The sequence below is a fragment of the Streptomyces sp. NPDC055287 genome (assembly GCF_053646035.1).
In genome coordinates, this window is the sequence record NZ_JBSHNE010000055.1 from 1 (window position 1) to 19771 (window position 19771).

Annotated in this window: 8 protein-coding genes; 3 read left to right on the forward strand and 5 right to left on the reverse strand. The window is 72.4% G+C overall.

Annotated elements, in window-relative coordinates:
- Positions 1-114: 114 nt before the first annotated feature.
- Genes ACWIHY_RS36620 through ACWIHY_RS36630 form a run of 3 tightly spaced genes read left to right on the forward strand, consistent with a single transcriptional unit; the run spans position 115 to position 7206 of the window.
- Positions 115-729: an acyl carrier protein gene (locus ACWIHY_RS36620; RefSeq protein WP_454380821.1), complete on the forward strand. Its 615-nt coding sequence runs from the start codon at positions 115-117 to the stop codon at positions 727-729.
- Between the two features lie 49 nt (positions 730-778).
- On the forward strand, positions 779-6172 hold the full coding sequence (locus tag ACWIHY_RS36625; protein WP_454380822.1) for a type I polyketide synthase: 5394 nt from the start codon (positions 779-781) through the stop codon (positions 6170-6172).
- Positions 6169-7206 carry a ketoacyl-ACP synthase III family protein gene (locus ACWIHY_RS36630; protein WP_454380823.1) on the forward strand — a complete coding sequence of 346 codons (1038 nt, stop codon included), beginning with the start codon at positions 6169-6171 and terminating at the stop codon, positions 7204-7206. Before ACWIHY_RS36625 ends, ACWIHY_RS36630 begins: the two co-directional genes overlap by 4 nt.
- Positions 7207-7282: 76 nt before the next feature.
- Here ACWIHY_RS36630 and ACWIHY_RS36635 read toward each other — a convergent pair whose 3' ends face one another.
- The 5 genes from ACWIHY_RS36635 to ACWIHY_RS36655 form a co-directional block, all read right to left on the reverse strand.
- A complete protein-coding gene (locus tag ACWIHY_RS36635) occupies positions 7283-8623 on the reverse strand; it encodes an FAD-dependent oxidoreductase (RefSeq protein WP_454380825.1) in 1341 nt (446 codons plus the stop codon).
- Positions 8624-8822: 199 nt separating this feature from the next.
- A complete protein-coding gene (locus ACWIHY_RS36640; protein WP_454380827.1) occupies positions 8823-12842 on the reverse strand; it encodes a non-ribosomal peptide synthetase in 4020 nt (1339 codons plus the stop codon).
- A complete protein-coding gene (locus ACWIHY_RS36645; protein WP_454380829.1) occupies positions 12835-13635 on the reverse strand; it encodes a thioesterase II family protein in 801 nt (266 codons plus the stop codon). The genes ACWIHY_RS36640 and ACWIHY_RS36645 overlap by 8 nt, the downstream gene beginning before the upstream one ends.
- Complete coding sequence (locus tag ACWIHY_RS36650; RefSeq protein WP_454380831.1) at positions 13623-15164, reverse strand: GMC family oxidoreductase; 1542 nt, start codon at positions 15162-15164, stop codon at positions 13623-13625. The genes ACWIHY_RS36645 and ACWIHY_RS36650 overlap by 13 nt, the downstream gene beginning before the upstream one ends.
- Positions 15157-19710 carry an amino acid adenylation domain-containing protein gene (locus tag ACWIHY_RS36655; RefSeq protein ID WP_454380833.1) on the reverse strand — a complete coding sequence of 1518 codons (4554 nt, stop codon included), beginning with the start codon at positions 19708-19710 and terminating at the stop codon, positions 15157-15159. The genes ACWIHY_RS36650 and ACWIHY_RS36655 overlap by 8 nt, the downstream gene beginning before the upstream one ends.
- Positions 19711-19771: the final 61 nt, after the last annotated feature.

The window sequence follows — 19771 nt, forward strand, 5'->3', positions numbered from 1 at the left end:
CACCCCATCAACTGGACCCACCACACCCCCACCCCCACACACCACACCCCCCTCCCCACCTACCCCTTCCAACACACACCCCACTGGCTCACACCGAGCAGACGTGGGGGAGACATGCCGAGTACAGAGGAGTTCCCGGATGTGCGGGACACCGGCACCGAGGCCATGGCGTCGCGAAGCCCTCGGGCGCTCGCCGTATCGGTGGGGCTCGACGAGGCCGAAACGCGGTCCGTCGTACGGCGGTTGGTCACATCGCATGTGGCCGCGATACTCGGACACGGCGAGGAACAGCCCCTCGACGAGCAGCGGACGTTCAAGGATCTGGGGTTCGACTCGTTGGCAGCGCTGCAGCTTCAGGGACAACTCGCAGAGGCCTCGGGGCTTCGGCTTCCCACCACACTGACCTTCGACCACCCCACCCCGGCCGGCCTCTGCGACCACGTTGTGTCCCTGCTCGCGGCCGGCCCGGACGACTCCGCCGCGGCGGACCCACTGCCCGAACTCGACGCTCTCAGGTCACGCCTGGCTTCCGGGCAGCTCGATGACGAGATGCGCGCCGGTGTGCTGGGGCGGCTCCAGGAGCTGATGGATCTCTGCCGTACGGACCCGGGTGCGGGACCGGGCACCTCGGCCCGCGGCGGACTCGACGCGGCGTCCGACGACGAGGTCTTCGACTTCCTCACCAATGAACTGGGCATCGCACCCGTCCCGCCGGACAAGCGCTCCTGAGGACCACTCCCGAGAAACCGCACGCGACCGCATCTGAAGGTGGCCACCCGTGGACGAAGCACCCGTCGGCGAGCGCGAGCCCGTCGCGATCATCGCAATGAGCTGCCGGCTGCCCGGCGGTGTGACAACTCCGGAAGAGCTGTGGGCACTCCTCGCCGCCCGCCGTGAGGCCATGTCGCCCCTCCCCACTGACCGCGGCTGGGACCTGGACGCGCTGCTCGCCCCCGACCGCGACGCTCCGGGAGCGTCCCACGCCCACCAGGGGGGTTTCCTGGAGGACGTGGCCGGCTTCGACGCAGGCCTATTCGGCATCTCACCGCGTGAGGCGCTCACCATGGACCCCCAGCAGCGGCTGCTCCTCGAGACGAGCTGGGAGGTGCTGGAACGGGCGGGGATCGACGCGCACGCCCTGCGCGGCGAGCGGGTCGGGGTGTTCACCGGGGCGGGCGGGCAGGACTATCTCTCGCTCCTGCAACAGCGGCCGGACCGCGCGGCAGGCCAGACCCTGACCGGCAGCGCGGGCAGCGTGCTGTCCGGCCGGGTCGCCTACGCGCTCGGGCTCCAAGGGCCGGCGATCACCGTCGACACGGCTTCCTCCTCGTCGCTCGTCGCACTGCATCTCGCCTGCCGGGCGCTGGAGCGGGGTGACTGCTCGCTCGCGCTCGCCGGGGGCGCGGCCGTCATGTCCACACCGGCCATGTTCGTCGAGTACAGCAAGCTGCGGGGACTGGCGGAAGACGGCCGGGCCAAGCCCTTCTCGGCCGACGCGAACGGTACGGTCTGGGCCGAAGGTGTGGGAGTCCTGCTGGTGGAGCGGCTGTCGGACGCCGTACGTCACGGGCACCGGGTGCTCGCGGTGGTGCGCGGTTCCGCGGTCAACCACGACGGAGCGAGCGACGGCCTGACCGCGCCGAACGGCGCCGCCCAGGAGAGCGTTTTGCGCCGGGCGCTGGCGGACGCTCGGCTTTCCCCCGCCGACATCGACGCGGTCGAGGCGCACGGCACCGGCACCCGGCTCGGCGACCCGGTCGAGGCACGGGCACTGCTGGCCGTCTACGGGCAGGACCGCGCCGCGGCCCGACCGCTGTGGCTCGGCTCGCTCAAGTCCAACATCGGCCACGCCCAAGCCGCCGCCGGTGTCGCCGGCGTCATCAAGATGGTCATGGCCCTGCGCCACGGGATTCTGCCGGCCACTTTGAACGCCCGAGTTCCGACGCCGCGGGCCGACTGGGACTCGGGGGCTGTGGCGCTCCTCGACGACGAACAGCCGTGGCCCCGCACGGGGCAGCCGCGGCGTGCGGCCGTCTCGTCGTACGGCATCAGCGGCACCAACGCGCACCTGATCATCGAGGAAGCACCCGGGGCGGCCGCGCCGCCCCCCAGGGACGCGGAACCGTCCGCGACCGCCGTACCGGTGCCGTGGGTGCTTTCGGCGCGCGGCGAGAAGGCGCTGCGCGCCCAGGCACAGCAGCTGCTGCGCTGGTCCGGATCCTCGCCGGCGCCCGGTCTCCTTGACACCGCCTGGTCACTGGCCACCGGGCGGGCGGCGCTGGAACACCGGGCCGTGGTGACGGCGGAGAACGGCACGGATGACCTGCGGGCCGCGCTGGAGGCTCTGGCCGCCGGCGAGTCCGACCGCGGACTGACCGAGGGCGTCGCGCGGGGCGGGGCGCGACTGGCGCTGCTGTTCACCGGGCAGGGGGCGCAGCGGGCCGGAATGGGACGGGAACTGCACGCGCGGTACCCGGTGTTCGCGCAGGCCTTCGACGGCGTCTGCGCGGCACTCGACCGGGAACTCGCCGGGCATGTACGGGCATCCGTGCGGGACGTGGTCTTCGGCCAGGAATCGCGGGACGGGGCACCGGCGGGTGACGGCGCGGCGGGTGACGGCCGCGGGGGCGACGCTCCTGCCGTTGGTGGACCGCAGCACGCCGACGAACCGCTGCACCGGACCGTGTACACCCAGGCGGGTCTGTTCGCCGTGGAGGTGGCGCTGTTCCGGCTCATGGAGTCCTGGGGCGTACGGCCCGACTTCCTCGGCGGGCACTCCATCGGCGAGATCTCCGCCGCCCACGTCGCCGGAGTGCTCTCGCTCGCGGACGCCGCCCGGCTGGTCGCCGCCCGGGGCCGCCTGATGCAGGCACTGCCGCCGGGCGGCGCGATGGTGGCAGTCGAGGCGGCCGAGGACGAGACGGCGGCCGTACTCGCGGAGTTCGGCGCCCACGGCGCGGGGCGGGTGGAGATCGCCGCGGTCAACGGGCATACGTCCGTGGTCGTCTCCGGCGAGGAAGGCCCCGTACTGAAGGTCGCGGAGGAGCTGCGAGCACGTGGTCGCAGGACCAAACGCCTGCGGGTTTCGCACGCCTTCCACTCACCGCTGATGGAGCCCATGCTCGGCGCCTTCCGGGAGATCGTCGCCGGACTCGCCTTCCACGAGCCGCGCCTGCCCGTGGTCTCCAACGTCACCGGCCGGCTGGCGGGTCCCGGGGAACTCTCGTCGCCGGACTACTGGGTGCGCCACGTGCGCGGTACGGTCCGTTTCTCGGACGGTGTGGGCACGCTGGTCCGTGAAGGCGTCACCGTCTTCCTGGAACTCGGCCCCGACGGCGTGCTGAGCACCATGGGGCCGGGTGCGCTCCCGGGGCCGCAGGAGAACGGCGGCAGCGGTGCGGACCCCGAACCGCTCTTCGTGCCGGCGCTGCGCGCGGGCCGCCCGGAACACGTGTCCTTCACGGAGGCGCTGGCCCGGATCTGGACCGGCGGCGTAGCCGTCGACTGGACAGCCGCGTTCGAGGGCACCGGCGCGGCGTGGACCGACCTGCCCACGTACCCCTTCCAGCACAGCCGTTACTGGCTGGACCCCACGCACGGAGCGGGCGCGGGCGGCGCGGCGGTGGGTCTCGGCAGTACGGAGCATCCGCTGCTCGGCGGCGTCGTGGAACTCCCGGACGGGCGGGGCGCAGTGCTCACCGGACGTCTGTCCGCCCGCTCGCACCCCAGCCTGTCGCACCTCGGAGCCCTGACGGCGGCGCTGCTGGAACTCGCCGTACAGGCAGGCGACCAGGTCGCCTGCGACCGTATCGAGGACATGACGCTGGAGTCCCCCCTCGTGCTGCCCGAACGCGGCGGCGTTCAGCTCCGCGTCACGGTCGAGGGCCCGGGCACGGACGGTCGCCACGCCTTCTTCGTCCACACCCGGCCCGAGGACGCCCTGCCCGGCGAGCAGTGGCGGTGCCACGCGTCGGGCAGCCTGGCAGGCGGCTCCCCGTCCGGGCCGCCGGACCTGAGCGTCTGGCCCCCGGCCGACGCGGCGGGCATCCCGGTCCAGGACGGTGTACCCGGCCTGCGCCGCGCCTGGCGCAGGGGGGAGGAGATCTTCGCCGAGGTGTCGCTGGCCCGGGAACACCACGCGGACAGCGAGCGGTATGGCATCCATCCCTTGCTGCTCCGCAGCGCGCTGCTCACGGCCGGCCTCGGCCGCGGCCAAGCGGGCGTCCCGTCCGCCGTCCGGGGCGTCACCCTCCTGGCGACGGGGGCCACCGCACTGCGCGTCCGGGTGGCCCCCGGCGCCGGCGGCGCCGTGGCGCTCACCCTGGCGGACGACTCCGGCGTGCCCGTCATGACCGTGGCGGAGCTCGTCGCGGGCGGGGCTGCACAAGGCACCGGAACTCCGGCGAAGGACCAGCCCGCCCGCCACGCACCGCTGCTGCACGTCGAGTGGGCGAACCTCGCCCTGCCCGCTCCGGCCACGACGCTGGGGCGGTGCGCCCTCGTGGGCCAGGACCGGAACGCGATGCGGTCCGCGCTGATGACCGCCCGGACGTACGCGGAGGCGTACCCGACCGTCGATGCCCTCGACGCGGCGGTGGACGCCGGAGCGCCCCTGCCGGACACCGTGATCGTGCTGGAGGCGCCTTCCGCCCGTTCCGGGGACGGTCCCGTCCACGGGGCAGGGGGAGCGGAAGCGGGGGGCGAAGAGGGCGCTGTCCCGGGGCGGTTCACCGCGTCCCTTCGGCAGGCGGCATATCTGATCGCGTCGGCTGCGGCGGGCGGGCGTTACGGCCGTACCCGGCTGGTGTTCCTGACCAGGCACGCCGTTTCGGTCGCGGGGGAGCCGGTCCCCGATCCGGCCGGCGCCGTGGTGTGGGGCCTCGCGAGCGCGGCGCGCTCGACCGAGCCGGGCAGGTGCACGGTCGTCGACCTCGACGAGCGGCCCGCGTCGCAGCGCGCCGTAGTCGCCGCCCTGGCCAGCGGGGAGCCCCAACTGGCGCTCCGCGCAGGAAGATTGCGCGTTCCCAGGCTGGCCGTCGGCCCAGCGGGCGAGAAGGCGGGGACGGTCTGGACACCCGGTGGCACGGTGCTGGTCACGGGCGGTACGGGCGCACTCGGCGCGCTCACCGCACGCCACCTCGTCACCCACCACGGCGTCACCCGCCTCCTGCTCACCAGCCGACGCGGACCCGAAGCCGAAGGCGCAGAACAACTACGCACCGAACTCACCGCACTCGGCGCCCACATCACCCTCACCGCCTGCGACGCCGCCGACCACAACGCACTCACCCACCTCATCAACACCATCCCCACCGAACACCCCCTCACCGCCGTCATCCACACCGCCGGCGTACTCGACGACACCACCGTCGAAACCCTCACCCCCGACCAACTCGACACCGTCCTGCGCCCTGCAGCCGACGCCGCCTGGAACCTTCACCACCTCACCCAGGACAAGGATCTCGACGCCTTCGTCCTCAACTGCTCCTTCGACTCGGCGCTGGGTACGCAGGGCGACCCGGCTCGCGCCGCGCTCGCCATGTTCTGCGACGCTCTCGCCCAGCACCGCCGCGCACAGGGCCTCCCCGCCACCAGCCTCGCCTGGGGTCCCCTGGCGGGCTCCTCGGCCCGCCGGACACCCGGCTTCGTCCCGCTTCCTCCCGCCGACGCGGCCCAGCTCCTGGACGCGGCGCTCGCCCTGGGCCATCCCACAGCGGTCCTCGCCCGGGCCGACACCGCGGCCCTGCGGGACCGGGCCCGGGACGGAGCGGTGTCCCCGCTGCTGAGGCGGCTGCTGAGGCTTCCCGGCCGCCGGACGGTGGCCGCACGCGGGTCCGCTCCCGCGGCCGGGGGCGGCCTCGGGGCGCGGCTCAGCAGGCTGCGGGAGCCCGAGCGGCGCGGACTGCTGCTGGAGCTCGTACGAGCCGAAGCGGCCGCGGCTCTCTCGTACGAGACGGCGGACGCGGTGGACACCACGCTCACCTTCAAGGACCTCGGCCTCGAATCACTCAGCGCGATCGAGTTCCGCAACCGCCTGGGCAGAGCGACCGGTCTGCGACTGCCGTCCACCCTGGTCCGCGACCTGCCCACACCCGCCCGGCTCGTACAGCACCTGGACGAGCAGTTGACGGCCCACGACGCGGCCAACGATGTCAGGAGAGAATCGTCATGAAGGTACAAGGCGTCCACATCAGTTCCCTCGGTACCCACCTGCCGCAGCAGGTGAGCGCCGTAGAGGCCATCGCCGAAGGCCTCTACGACCAGGAGCTCTACGACACCGTCGGCTGGCGGGGCACCCACGTCGCGGGCAAGGTCGCCGCCCTCGACATGGCCGTCGCGGCCGCCCGTACCGCCCTGCACCGGCAGGGCCCCGACGGGGAGCCGGTCGAGTCCTACCTGCACTCCGGCGCTTTCTACCAGGGCCCTGACGACATTTCGAAGCCCGGATACGTACTGCGCGAACTGGGCCTCGGGGCGATCCCGTCCCTGGAACTCAAGCAGGGGTGCAACGGCACGCTCGCCGGTATCGAGATGGCGACCGGTCTGATGACGGGCGCCGCCCGGTGCGGCAGCGTACTGATCACCTCCGCCGAGAACTACTCCACGCCGCTGATCGACCGGTGGCGCGGATCCGCGCCGGCCGTCGTCGTCGGCGACGGCGGCGCCGCCCTCGTACTGAGCACCACGGGTGGCTTCGCGGAGCTCGTGGCCATCAACTCCAGCACTCTGCCGGAGCTGGAGGGCTGGCACCGCGGGAACGACGACCTGCTGCCGCCCCAGGAGCCGCGGTTCGAGCCGCTCAGCCTGGCGAAGACCGTCGCCGAATTCACCGAGGGCGTGATGCCGATGACCGAGGCCATCGAACTCATCAGCAAGTTCAGCCTGGATCTGATGCAGCGCTCGCTCGTCGACGCCGACCTCAACGCCTCCGACATCGCCGCTCTCGTCTCGCTCAACGCCGATGGCCGCGCGATCGACCAGTGGTTCCTTCAGCCGCTGGGCATCCCCGCCGACCGTTCCAGCTGGGAGATCGGCCGGCACATCGGCCACATCGGTGCCTGCGACCAGGTCATTACGCTCGAACGGCTGCTGGCGGACGGCCGGCTCGCGCCCGGCGACCATGTGATGCTGCACGCGGCGGCACCCGGCTGGTCGGCTTCGACCGCCGTACTGCGGATCACCGACGTGCCCTCCTGGCTGCGCTGAAGCAGCGACAGCTGCCGGCACGGCAGCCTGCCGTGCCGTCCGTGGCAGGGGACGCCGGTCACGGACGGCACGGTGTTCAGACCGGCTCGGACACCGGGGGAGTGCGCCGCGCCGGCGAACGGCGCGCGGCCGCCAGGGCCCGCACGATGCTGCGCGGGGTGAACAGGACCTTCGGCTCCGCCACCAGACCGGTGACTTCCAGCAGTCGGCGGTGGATGTACGGCGACACATGGGAAGCCAGAATCACCCGCTCCAGGTACCAGGTGCGCAGGGCATACCCGAACGGCCGGTGGCCGACGGTCTCGGGGAACATCAGGTCGCCCTCCGTCGAGATCATCCACGGGGTGTCGATGATCCTCGACGCCTCGCGGAAGTAACCGCGGGTCATTTCCGCGGAGGCGCCCCGGGAACGGTCGAGACACCGCCCGAGCTCGATCGCCTCCTGAACGGCGACCGTCATGCCCTGTCCGTACAGCGGATTGAAGGAACAGATGGCGTCACCGACCGCCGCGAAGCCCGCCGGGGGTGCGACGAGCCGCTCGTAGTGGCGCCGCCGGGCGGTCGGCGCCGTGAACAGGCGCGCGTCCCCGTCGTCCAGGGGCTCGGCCTGCGAAAGCAGCTCCGAGATGTGGGAGGTGGGCAGTTCGGCGGCGAACTTCTCGAAACCTGCCGGGTCCACGGGCGCGTGCGCCCGATGCCAGCCGCCCAGTGTCACGATCCAGCGGCCGCCCTCGATGGGAGCCACCGCGACCGCCCGCTTGTCGTGCGGGGGGATGCCCGTGTACGCGTAGGCGAGCGCACCCTGCGCCAGCCGCTCCGAGCCGCGGCGGTACAGCCGCGTGGTGTAGCCGACGTCGATCCGCACCGACGACTCCCGCGGTACGGGGCAGCCGATGGCCTCCAGCCAGCGGTCCGTACGGCGGGCGCTGCGCCCCGTGGCGTCGACCACGAGATCGGCCTCGATCGTCCCGCCGTCCTCCAGTACGACGCCGGTGACGCGTTCGCGCCCGCCGAGGAAACCGGACACCGCGGTCCGGTCGCGGATGTCGACGTTGGAATGCTTCCTGACCCGGACGCGCAGCGTGCGCTCCAGGAACGGCCGGCTCATCGTGATCTGGAGCCTGCCGCTGTAGAAGCGGATACGAGGCCGTCCTGACTGGAAGAAGAGCACGCCGTGGGCGGGGTCGAACGGAACCGCTCCGTTGGCCACCAGTTCGTCCGTGATGCCGGGGAACAGGCTCTCCAGCTTCGCCCGGCCCTCCATGAGCAGCGTGTGCGCGTGCCCGGCCTGCGGCACGCCACGCCGGTCCCGGCCGTCCTCCGGCAGCTCGTCACGGTCCAGCACCGTCACCCGGTCGAACCGGGACGCCAGTACGTGCGCCGTCACCACCCCGCCTATGGAGCCTCCGACAATCACTGCGTGCCTGCCTGCCGAACCCATGGGCTCCCCCGTCGATGGTGGACTCGTCACCACGCGCGTCGTGGCACCACCCTCGATTGTGCTCGCGCGAAGGGGGCCGCCCTTCTCCCAAACTGCTCGGAAACCGGGACGGTACGCGCGAGGGCCGTGCCGGACGGCGGCGAACCCGTCCGGCACGGCCCCCGAACGGGCGCGCCTACGCCTGACGCGTCAGCCAGGTCGCCAGGTGCGCCGCGACAGCCTCCTGCCGTTCCGGCCTGCCGATGCCCGAGTGGTCGGTCGCTACCGGCTCGACGTCGATGCCGGGACACGCGGCCCGCCAGATGTCCACCGAGTCCGGCCGGGGCTCCCGCGTCGCCACGTACGCCAGCGTCGGGCCGTCGTACGGCCCGGGTCGCCATGCCGCCGTCACCTCGGTCTCGTGCTGATGGATCCTCAGCAGCCTCTCGTAGCCAGCCACATCCACCTCTTCGGGCAGCAGCCCGTGCGCGACACAGGCGTCCCGGGCGGCGCGGGCGGCCTCGCCGGGCGCCGCTGCCCGGATCGACTCCTCGGCGCCGGCCGGCGGCGGGCCGAGGGCCAGCGTCACCAGGAAGGCCAGATGACGCCCCAGCTCGCTGTCGGCCGGCCGCAGATCGGTGATGCGCGCGTCCAGCATGAACACCCGCGCCCGGTGTCCGGACTCCCGCAGCAGACAGGCGACCTGGTACGCGAGGAAGCCACCCATGGACCAGCCGCCGAGGAGGTACGGTCCCTCGGGCTTGAGACGCAGCAGCTCCTCGGCGTACCCGGCGGCCATCGCCCGGAGATCGGGGGCGAACGCCTCGTCCGACAGGTCGACATGGGGACGGCTCTGGAAGGCGTACACCGGACCGGGCCAGGCCCGGGCCAGCGGTACGTACGGGGCGACCGAGCCGCCCATCACATGGAAGAGGAACATCTCCTCACCGGCCACTCGCGTGTTACCGGCTTCCCCGGTGGCGCCGGCCAGCCGTACCGCGCAGTCCGCCCGTTCGGTCGCGTCCTCGCCGATGCAGGCCGCGAACTCCCGTACCGTCGGTGCCTCGAAGACCCGCCCCAGCGGCAGATCGGCACCGAACTCCGTGTGCACCCGGTTCACCATCCGCAGGGCCAGGAGCGAATTGCCGCCCAGCGCGAAGAAGCTGGCGTCCGGATCGACCGACGGGACCTCCAGGAGCTCCGCCCACAGCTCGGCGAGCTGCTTCAGCAACGGACTGTCGTTCCCCGCGACCGCGTCGCTCTCCGGAACGGTCAACTGGGCAAGCGCCCGGCTGGCGTCCACCTTGCCGTTCGCGGTCAGCGGCAGCTGTTCGACGATCTGGGTGTGCCCGGGGATCATGTAGTGCGGCAGATGCGAGCGCAGATACGCCACTACCGCCGAGCTCTCGAGAGCTTCTCCGGGCTCCGGCACGACCAGCGCCACGAGCCTTCGCTGTCCGCCCGGCGCGTCATCGACGCACACGGCGCACTCGCGTACCGCCGGGTGACCGCGCAGCGCGGCCTCCACCGAGCCCGGTTCGACCCGGTAGCCGAGAATCTTCACCTGCCGGTCCTCACGGCCGAGGAACTCGATCGTGCCGTCCGGCCAGTAGCGGCCGAGATCACCCGTCCAGTAGAGCCGCTCACCCGTCGTGGGATGGGTGATGAAACGCTCGGCGGTCCGCTCCTCGTCCTGCCAGTAGCCGCGCGCCAGCCCGGCTCCGCCGATGTGGATCCGGCCGACGGCCCACGGCTGACGCACATCGAGCCGGTGGTCGAGGACCTTCATCGTCTGGTTCGTCAGCGGGCGGCCGTAAGGGACGCTGCGCCAGCCAGGATCGACCTCGCCCACCTCATGGATGTTCGACCAGATCGCGGCCTCGGTCGCACCGCCCATCGCGACGATCCGTGGATCGTCCCACAGCTGCCGCATCCGGCCGGGCAGGGTGGTCGGCACCCAGTCGCCGCTGAGCAGGAAGGCGCGCACCGCGGGGCGGCCGAGCTCGGGGCGCTCCTCCGCCACCTCGACCAGCATCTCGGCGAGCGCCGGAACCGAGTTCCACACGGTCACCCCGTGCTCCCTGGCCGACCGCGCCCAGGCGAGCGGGTCGGGCAGCGGAGCCGGATCGGGGATCACCAGGGCCGCGCCGGCCGCGAGTGACCCGAACACGTCCCACACGGACAGGTCGAACGCCAGCGACGAAATGCCGAAGACCCGGTCACCGGGGGCCAGCGAGACCCGGTCATTGACGTCCAGCACCGTGTTCACCGCGCTGCGGTGCTCGATCATCACCCCCTTGGGGCGGCCTGTGGAGCCCGAGGTGTAAATGACGTACGCCAGGTCGTCCGGCCGGCCGTCCACCCAGGGCAGCGGTCCGCCCCCGGGTGCCGCCTCGTCGACCGGCAGAACGGCCACCGGCCGGTCGAGGCCGTCGAGACCGGGAAAGCTGTGGGACTGGACGAGAACCGCGCGGGCCGAGCACTCGCGCAGCAGATCGCACATCGGACCAGCCGGCATGCCCGCGTCGACGGGCACATAGGCGGCCCCGGCCCGCAGCGCGCCCAGCACGGCCACCACCTGCTCCCAGCCCTTGGCCATCACGACGGGCACGACGTCCCCGCGCCCCACCCCGTTCTCCAGCAGCCACCGGGCGACGGATCGTGACCGGGCCTCCAGTTCCCCGTACGTGAGGGTGCGCTTCGACGTCACCACGGCCGGCTCGTCCGGCCGCAGCGCCGCCTGCCGCAGGAATCCGTCCTCGAGACGGCCGTCCGGCTGCGCGGCCGTGGCGGGGTTGAGCCCGTCGATCAGCGTCCGGTGCGCCGCCGGGACCGGGTCGGGCTCGTGTTCGGCGCCGTCCGGCTCCGACAGCGCCTGCAGCAGTTGCCGGTAGGCGTCGGCGAACATGTCGGGCAGCCCTGGCGGGAACGCGCTGTCCACGAAGTCGATGTTGGAGGCGACCCCGCCGTCCGGCAGGTCCCGTATCTGATTGTCGAGCAGCACCTGCGGGGTGTGCTGGACTCGTTCGACCGGCCGGAACGCCGGCCTGCGCCGGGCGGGCGGGGTGTCCCATCCGGGGCCCTGGTTGCTGGTGAACACGTACGGGAACGCCGCCCGCTGTGTCCAGCCGTGCCGGGCCGCCAGTTCACGGCTGATGCGCACTCCCGTGACGTCCGAGTGCGACACGTCCTTCCACAGCCGGCGCTGCAGCAGCCTGGCCCGGTCCCAGAACGACGTGTCGCCCCGCTGGTCCACTTCGAGCGGCAGAGTCGCCGTGCGCTGTCCCACGACCGGGGGGCCGCCGTGCCGGGCCACCAGATTCAGGTGCACCACGTTCAGGCAGAAGTGCGGCGTGGCGGCCCACGCACCGATGGCCTCGGACAGGACATGCATCAGCGCAGTGGCCGGAAGTACCTTGTGCTTGCGGAAGTTGGCGCAGAAACGCTGCCATTGCCCGGCGCTCAGGAACGCCGTGCGGCCGGTGAACGAGACCGCGTCGATGCTGCCCGGCTCACGCACCATCGGCAGCTGTGGCGCCTCCGGCAGAGTGTCCAGCCGCTCCTGCCAGTAGTCCCAGTGCTTGCCGAACTCCTCACCCCGCTCGTACTCCAGCAGGTCCGCCCGCCAGGCGCGGAACGTCCGCTCCACCGGCGGCAGCCGGACCTGCGGGTCGTGGTACAGCTCCAGCCACTCGTTGATCGCCGTGCCCAGGCTCGGCGCGTCGACGAGCACCAGGCTGTAGCGCAGGTGCACTCGATGGCGTTGCCCGCGCAGGCGGCTGGCGACGACCTCGAAGAGCGGCCACGCGGTGGGATCCAGGCCCCTGGTGCACATGCGCTCGCGGGTCGCGAGCAGCCCCGCCTCCCGCTCCGCCGCGCCGAGGCCCGTCAGGTCCACCACACGGACCGGGATCCGGGGCAGCCGCCCGGTGTCCAGGACGCGTCCCTTGCCCTCCTCCAGCATCACCGTCCGCAGCGTCTCGTGACGGCCCACCAGGAGCGCCAGAGCCTCCTCGGCCCGCTCCGGATCGAAGCCGGCCGCGTCCAGCTCGATGTAGTACTGCTGCATGCCGCCGAGGTCCATCAGCCGGCTCTTGCCCACGAGATACGCCGACTGGATGTCGGTCAGCGGGAACTGCTTCGACGCGTCGTACGGCAGGCGCGTGACGTCCCACTGGCCGGCCTCGTCCGGCTGCCCGAGATCTGTGTCAGTCATGGACTTCCCCCTGGAGCAGATCGGACGTGATGACCCGCAGCAACGGCGCGGGTTCCTCGTGCAGGTAGAAATGGCCGCCGGGGTAGCCGCGGACGGTGCACGGCGCCGTCGTGTGCTCGCGCCAGGCCCGCAGCTCCTCGTCGGTGGCCAGCGGATCCTCGCTGCCACCGAACGCCGAGACGGGGATGTCCAGCGGCTCCTCGGGGCGGAACACATAGGTCTCGGCCACCGCGTAGTCGGCGCGCAGCATCGGCGTCAGCGCCGCCATCGCGACCGCATCGTCCAGCACCTCGTCAGGGGTGCCCCGGTTGGCGCGCAGCCGGGCGATCAGATCGGCCTGTGGGGCGTCGTGCACGGGCTTGCCGCGCAGCGGCAGATGGGGAGCCGGCCGTCCGGAGACGAGCAGCCGGCGCGCCCGCGGCGCCCCCAGTTCGCGGCTGAGCCGGCACGCCTCGAACGCCAGCAGGGCTCCCATGCTGTGCCCGAACCAGGCGTGTGGTTCGTCGAGCAGCGGTGCGAGGTCCTTCACCAGCGCCGGCACCAGGTCGTCGAGGCTGGTGAACGGCATTTCCCGGAAGCGGGACTCGCGTCCCGGCAGGCGGATCGCGACGACCTCGATGTCCGGTGCCAGGGACTGCGCCCACAATCGGTAGGCGAGCGCGCCGCCGCCCGCGTGCGGAAGACAGAACAGCCGCAGCCGCGGGCTGCTCACCGGATGCCAGCGCACCTCCCAGTCGGTGGGCGTGGCCGGGCGGCCCGCCCCGGTGTGTGCGTAGTTCGTCAGGCCATCCATGCGGCCACCCTCTCGGCGATCATGATGCAGCTCAGGTTCGGCGTGGCACGCAGCGGTGACGGCATCACCGAGGCGTCGGCCACACGAAGGTTCTCCAGCTGACGGACGCGGCCGTACTGGTCGACCACGGCCATGGGGTCGTCGTCGGGCCCCATCCGGGCCGTGCCCGACACGTGCCCCAGCGGCGTGACGAACCGGCTCACCGCCCGCCGCAGCCGCGAATCGTCGGACACCAGCGGGTCGGTCCACAGCAGGACGTGCTCCAGTACCTCGGCCATCTGCGGGGAGGAGAGCAGCGAGCGGGCCAGCCGCACTCCGGCCATCAGCCGCTCCATGTCCCGGGGTTCGGACGCCAGGGCCAGCGTGATCACCGGTTCCGCGTCCGGTGAGGGGCCCGACACATGAACGGACCCCCGGGAACGCGAGTCGAGCAGCATCACCGACACCGCCAGGGCGATTCGCTCGTCCATGACCGAGCCGACCTCGGGGATCGAGTCGTCCGTGACGTTGCCCGCCAGGAACAGGGCGAGATCCGGGGACGCCCCGGCGGGCCCGACCCGGCCCATCACCTGATGCCAGGGAGCTCCCTTGCGGCACACGCCGGGCCGGGGCTGTGCCCACAGCATCACCGCCGCGTGATCGGCGAGATCGGCGCCGACCCCGGGCAGGTCCACGACCGGTACGACGCCGGCTTCGGTCAGCCGACGCGCGTCCCCGATCCCCGAACGCTCGAGCAGCAGAGGTGAGTTGACACCGCCCGCGCACACCGTGACCCGGTCGGCGTGCACGCGGGTGAGCCCGCCGTCCCGTACGACCTCCACTCCCACGGCCCGGGAGCCGGAGAGCAGCACCCGGGTGGCCCTGGTCCGCGTCCACACCGTCGGGCCGGGCGTGCCCGGCCCGAGGCACAGATAGGCGTCCGCCGACGAGACCCGGCGACCCGCGCGCTCGTTGCTCGGTACCGGGCCGGCGCCCGGGTCACCGGAGGCGTTCATGTCGGCCACCTCGGCCAGGTCGTGCGCACGGCAGGCGCCGAGGAACGCGACGGCCGCCGGATCGTAGTCGCAGGGTGCCGGACGGCGCACCGGCACGGGACCGTCGCGGCCGTGTTCCGCGCCCTCGAAGTCGGCGTCCGCCTCCAGTGCGCGGAAGTACGGAAGGACCGCGTCCCATGCCCACTCGTGGTTGCCCGCCGCCGCCCAGCCGTCGAAGTCCGCGGGCAGGCCGCGGAGCGCGATCGCCCCATTCACCGCGGAAGAGCCACCCAGCATCTTGCCGACGCTGTACGGGGCGCGCCGCCCGCGCGGCGCGGGGCCGACGAACGCCGAATAGTCCCAGTTGTAGCCCGACAGGACGGCCATGCCGAGCGGCGCCGATGCGGCCGGCTCGGCCAGCCGCTCCACACCGGCCTCGACCAGCAGCACCCTGCGGCCCCCGTGCCCGGAGAGCCGGGCGGCGAGCGCGGCGCCGGCCGAACCCGCGCCCACCACCACGTCGTCCCAGCCCGACGACCGGTCGTGGTCAGCCATCCGCCTTCGCTCCCGCCTCGGCGCGCAGTACGTCGCACAACTCGGCGATCGTCGGATGGTCGAAAAGGATCTCCAGCCCCTCGTCCGCGGCCCTGTCCAGGCCGAACTCCTCCTGCAGCCGGCCAAGGATGCTCACCGCGTGCAGTGAGTCCCCACCGAGGTCGAAGAAGTCGTCCGTGACGCCGAAACCGTCGCTGCCGAGCGCCTCGGACCAGATCTCGAACAGGCGCCGTTCCACGTCGTCGCGCGGAGCCACCCGCTCCGCGGCGCCCGACTCGCTCCACGGCGCGGGCAGCGCCGCCCGGTCGACCTTCCCGTTCGCGCTGAGCGGGAGACGGTCGATCAACAGCACATGGCGCGGCACCATGTAGCCCGGCAGCAGCCCCTCCAGGGCCTGCCGCAGACCCGCCGGATCCAGCGCGGCCGCCCCGCCCGGCGCCTGAGCGATCATCAGCTGCTGGCCGTGGAAGTCGAGATCCGAGCCCTCGCCGGGCAGCGGCGTGAAGCCGCTGAACCCGGCCGCCTCGACGGCCGAGCGCCACTGCGGCACGGACAGCAGCGGCAGCCGGTCACCGGAGTGCTCCTGCGCCAGCCCCTCGACGAAACCGACGGTCACCATCTGCTGGGCCGAGTTGACGGTCCCCTCCAGGAGGAGCAGCAGGCCTCCCGGGGCCAGGAGGCCGCGCAGCCGCTCCAGAGTCCGGCCCAGGTCCCGCGCGTCGTGCAGCACGTTCGCCGCGATCACCACATCCACCGAGCCGGGCGTGCGCCCCTGCCCCGCGGGGTCCCGGTCGATGTCGAACACGCCGTAGTCGACGAACGGGTACGCGGCGAAGCGGCTCCTGGCCCGCTCGGTGAAGTACGTCGACACATCCGTGAACGCGTAGCGGGTACGCCCGTCGGGCAGTTCCGGCAGCACCCGCGCCGACGTCGCCCCCGTGCCCGCGCCGACCTCCAGGACGCGCAGCGGTTCCGCCGGCGACCGCGCGTCCAGATAGCCGCGCACCGTACGGGCCGCGGCGGTGTTCAGCAGCGCCGACACCGGGTTGCCCGCGTACAGGGCCTCCGCGACCTGCCAGTCACCGCCCGGCAGCAGCAGCTGGAGCGGGCTGACGTCCCCGCGCAGCAGGGCCACCTGACGCCCCGCGCACGCCGCGAAGTAGTCCACCAGTACCTTGGCGCCGCCTTCGGCACGTACGGCCTCCAGGCCACGGCCGAACCGTTCGCCCAGCTCCCCCTCGTGGAAGGCCCGGGTACATCGGAACCGGTCGCCGTCGCCCGTCCGTTCCAGCAGGCCCTCGCTCGCCAGCGTCGTCAGCCAGCGGTCCAGCAGCGCGCGGTATCCGGGCCGCAGCCCACAGCGCTCGGTCAACGAGGCAGCGCATGCCGTGTCACCCGCCCGGGTGAAAGCGCCCAGTTGCGCGAAGGTCCGCGCGATGAGCGGCGTGCACAGCTTCTCCAGCTGCTCCAGCACCGAGCGGTACGCGGCCAGCTCGCGCGCCCCGCCGTCCGTGCCTTCCCGCACGGCTGCCCGGCACGCGTCGAGAGCGGGCTGCCACGCCGCCTCACCGTCCGCACCCTCCGTCCCGTCGTCCGTCTCCGGAACGACATGGGCCACCAACTGGCGGTGTCCCGTGCGCGGGTCGACGTCCACACCGACGACCGCCTCGCCGACCCCCGGGCGGGAGCGCAGCGCCGCTGCGATCTCGTCCAGTTCGATGCGGTACCCGTTGATCTTCACCTGGTGGTCCTGGCGCCCCAGGAACTCGATGTCACCGCCTGGCAGGTAGCGGCCGAGGTCACCGGTGCGGTACAGCCGGTCACCGGTCACCGGATGGACGATGAACCTTTCAGCCGTCCGCTCCTCGTCCGCCCAGTAGCCCCGGGCCACACCCACGCCGCCGATGTAGATCTCACCGGTCGTCCACACCGGGCACGGCCGCAGGGCCGCGTCGTACACGTGCAGCGTCTGGTTGGTCAGCGGCTTGCCGTACGGAATCCGCGTCCAGTGCGCGGGCACGTCACCGATCGGACAGCACACCGACCAGATCGACGCCTCGGTCGCGCCGCCGAGACTGACCACCTCGGCCTTGAGGTGCTGCGCCCGCACGGCGTCCGGCAGGGCCACCGGAATCCAGTCGCCGCTCAGCAGCGCCACCCGCAGCGACGAGTCGGCGAAGACGGCCCCTCTCCCGCGCGACTCCACCCACGCCTGCATCAGCGCCGGCACCGAGTTCCACAGCGTGACACCGTGCCGCTCCACCAGCTCGCTCCAGTGCGCCGGGTCCTGGACCCGGGAAGGAGACGGGAATACGACGCAGCCGCCGGCGGCGAGCACACCGAAGATGTCGTACACGGACAGGTCGAAGCTCAGCGCCGACACCGCCAGCACCCGGTCGGCCGGTCCCACCCCGAAGCGCCGGTTGATGTCGGCCACCGTGTTCACGGCGGCACGGTGGTTGATCACCACACCCTTGGGACGGCCCGTCGAACCCGATGTGTAGATCACGTACGCCAGATCATCGGGGGCAGGGCCCCCCTCCAGCGGCTCCGCCGACTCCTCCAGCACCTCCGCGTCCTCGAAGGTCACGACGCGTACGTCCCGCGGCCAGGCAAGGGCCTCCCGCAGCTGCCGTGAAGTGACCACGACCCGTACCTCGCCCAGCGCCAGCAGCTCACTGCGCCGTGCCTCCGGCCACTGCGGATCGACCGGCAGGTACGCCGCACCCGCGCCCTGCACACCCAGAACGCCCGCCGCCTGCCGCCACCCCTTCTCCAGCACCACCGCGATCAGCGTGTCGGGCGCCGCCCCCAGCCTCCGGAGCCGCCTGGCCAACTGCCGAGAGCGAGCGGCGAGCCCCCCGTACGTCGCCTCGCCGTCCTCGTCTACGACCGCCACCGCTCCGGGGTCGAGCGCCGCCCGCTCCTCGAAACACGACCACAGCGTGCCGCCGGGCACCTCGGCCGCCGTGCCGTTCGCCAGCTCCCGCTCGGCCTCCTGCCAGGACGGCAGCGACTGCGCGGCCGGAAGGTCCCAGGCGGTCTCCTCGTCGGCCAGGGCGTCCAGCACACCGCAGTACGCGGAGAACATGTCGTCCAGCAGCCCCGCGGGGAACAGCTCTTCCACGGCGTCCCAGTTGAAGACGAGGTCCCCGTCCTCCTCCGACGCCTGATGGTCGAGCCACACCTGCGGCGTCTGCGTCAGCCCGTGCACCCGCTCGCCGAAGAACCGCAGCCCAGACGACGGGTCCTCGTCGGGCTCGCCCAGCACCAGAGCGCTGGTGAACACGACCGGCATGCCCGCTCCCGGACCGCCGCCCGAGCGGCGCGCCCGCTCGCGCAGCACCCGGACACCGTTGTACGACATGTGCTGCAGGTCCTGCATGAGCCGGCGCTGCAGCCTCTCCACCCGGGCGGTGAACGCCTCGTCCGCCTCGCCCGCCCGTGACTCCAGCATCGTCAGCGTCGTGAAGTCGCCGATCACTTTGTTGATCTGCGGATGCACCTGCGGCCGGTTGAAAAGAGTGAGATTCAAAGTGAAATCGGGCTGCGCCGACCACACGCGCAGTACATCGCAGAACGCCGTCATGAGCACCGCCGACGCCGTCAGACCCCTGCCGCGCGCCCGGCCCTTGAGGACCCCCCAGCGACGGCTGTCCATCCGGTGGTGCCGGCGCCCGAACCTGGTCCGCTCAACACGGGCGGGCTGCACGGCCAACGGCAGTTCCGGAGCCGACGGCAGCGTGTCGAGCCGCCCGAGCCAGTACTCCTCGTCCTTCTTGTACCGGCTCCCCGCCCGCAGCACGTCCTCGTGCAGCACATGGTCGCGGTACGACAGGGCCAGCGGCTCCGGCTCCCAGCCCGGCTCCTCGTAGAAGCGGCGCCACTCCTGGAAGAGTACGTACAGGCTCAGCCCGTCCAGGATCATCACATCGATGCTCACGTGCAGCCGGAGCCTGGCCGCGTCCATCCGCGAGGCGCGGATGTCGAACAGCGGCCACCGGTCGGCCGGCAGCACCTGATGGTCCATCGCCTCCCGGGTGCGCAGGATCCCCGCCTCCTGCCCGCGGACGTCCTCCCCGGCCAGATCCGTGACCGCTATCTCGTACGGAGGCACCTCGGGCAGGATCCGCTGACGCCCGTCCGGCTGGACGACCGCCCGCAGCATGTCGTGCCGGTCCACCACCTTGCGCAGGCTCTGCTCGAGCCGGGCGATGTCCAGCCCGGTGCGCTCCAGCTCGAAGTACAGATGCGTGGACACCCCACCGAGCTCGACCGCCGAACCCCGGCCCACCCAATAGGCGTGCTGAATGTCCGTCAGCGGGAACGGCGCGTAGCGGTCCTGCGGCCGGGGTTCGACCGGCGGCAGCTCCTCCTCCGGGGCGCCGCCCCGCAGCAGGCCGATCAGCTCGTCCCTGCCCAGCCGCAGCCTCTCGCGCAGGTCGTCGGTCAGCGCCCCCGCGGGCGCCACCACGTCCAGGCGGCCGTCGTTGAGGCGCAGCTTGATGCCTCGCCGGTTCAGCTCGGCGATCAGATCCTGTGTCATCGCGAAAGTCCTCCCGGGACGTGGTGCCTGTGGTGCCGGTCCGCCGAGCGCAGCCGGCCGT

Coding starts and splice junctions, on each gene's coding strand:
- ACWIHY_RS36620 (WP_454380821.1), top strand. CDS start 115: ATGCCGAGTACAGAGGAGTTCCCGGATGTGCGGGACACCGGCACCGAG.
- ACWIHY_RS36630 (WP_454380823.1), top strand. CDS start 6,169: ATGAAGGTACAAGGCGTCCACATCAGTTCCCTCGGTACCCACCTGCCG.
- ACWIHY_RS36640 (WP_454380827.1), bottom strand. CDS start 12,842: ATGACTGACACAGATCTCGGGCAGCCGGACGAGGCCGGCCAGTGGGAC.
- ACWIHY_RS36645 (WP_454380829.1), bottom strand. CDS start 13,635: ATGGATGGCCTGACGAACTACGCACACACCGGGGCGGGCCGCCCGGCC.
- ACWIHY_RS36650 (WP_454380831.1), bottom strand. CDS start 15,164: ATGGCTGACCACGACCGGTCGTCGGGCTGGGACGACGTGGTGGTGGGC.
- ACWIHY_RS36655 (WP_454380833.1), bottom strand. CDS start 19,710: ATGACACAGGATCTGATCGCCGAGCTGAACCGGCGAGGCATCAAGCTG.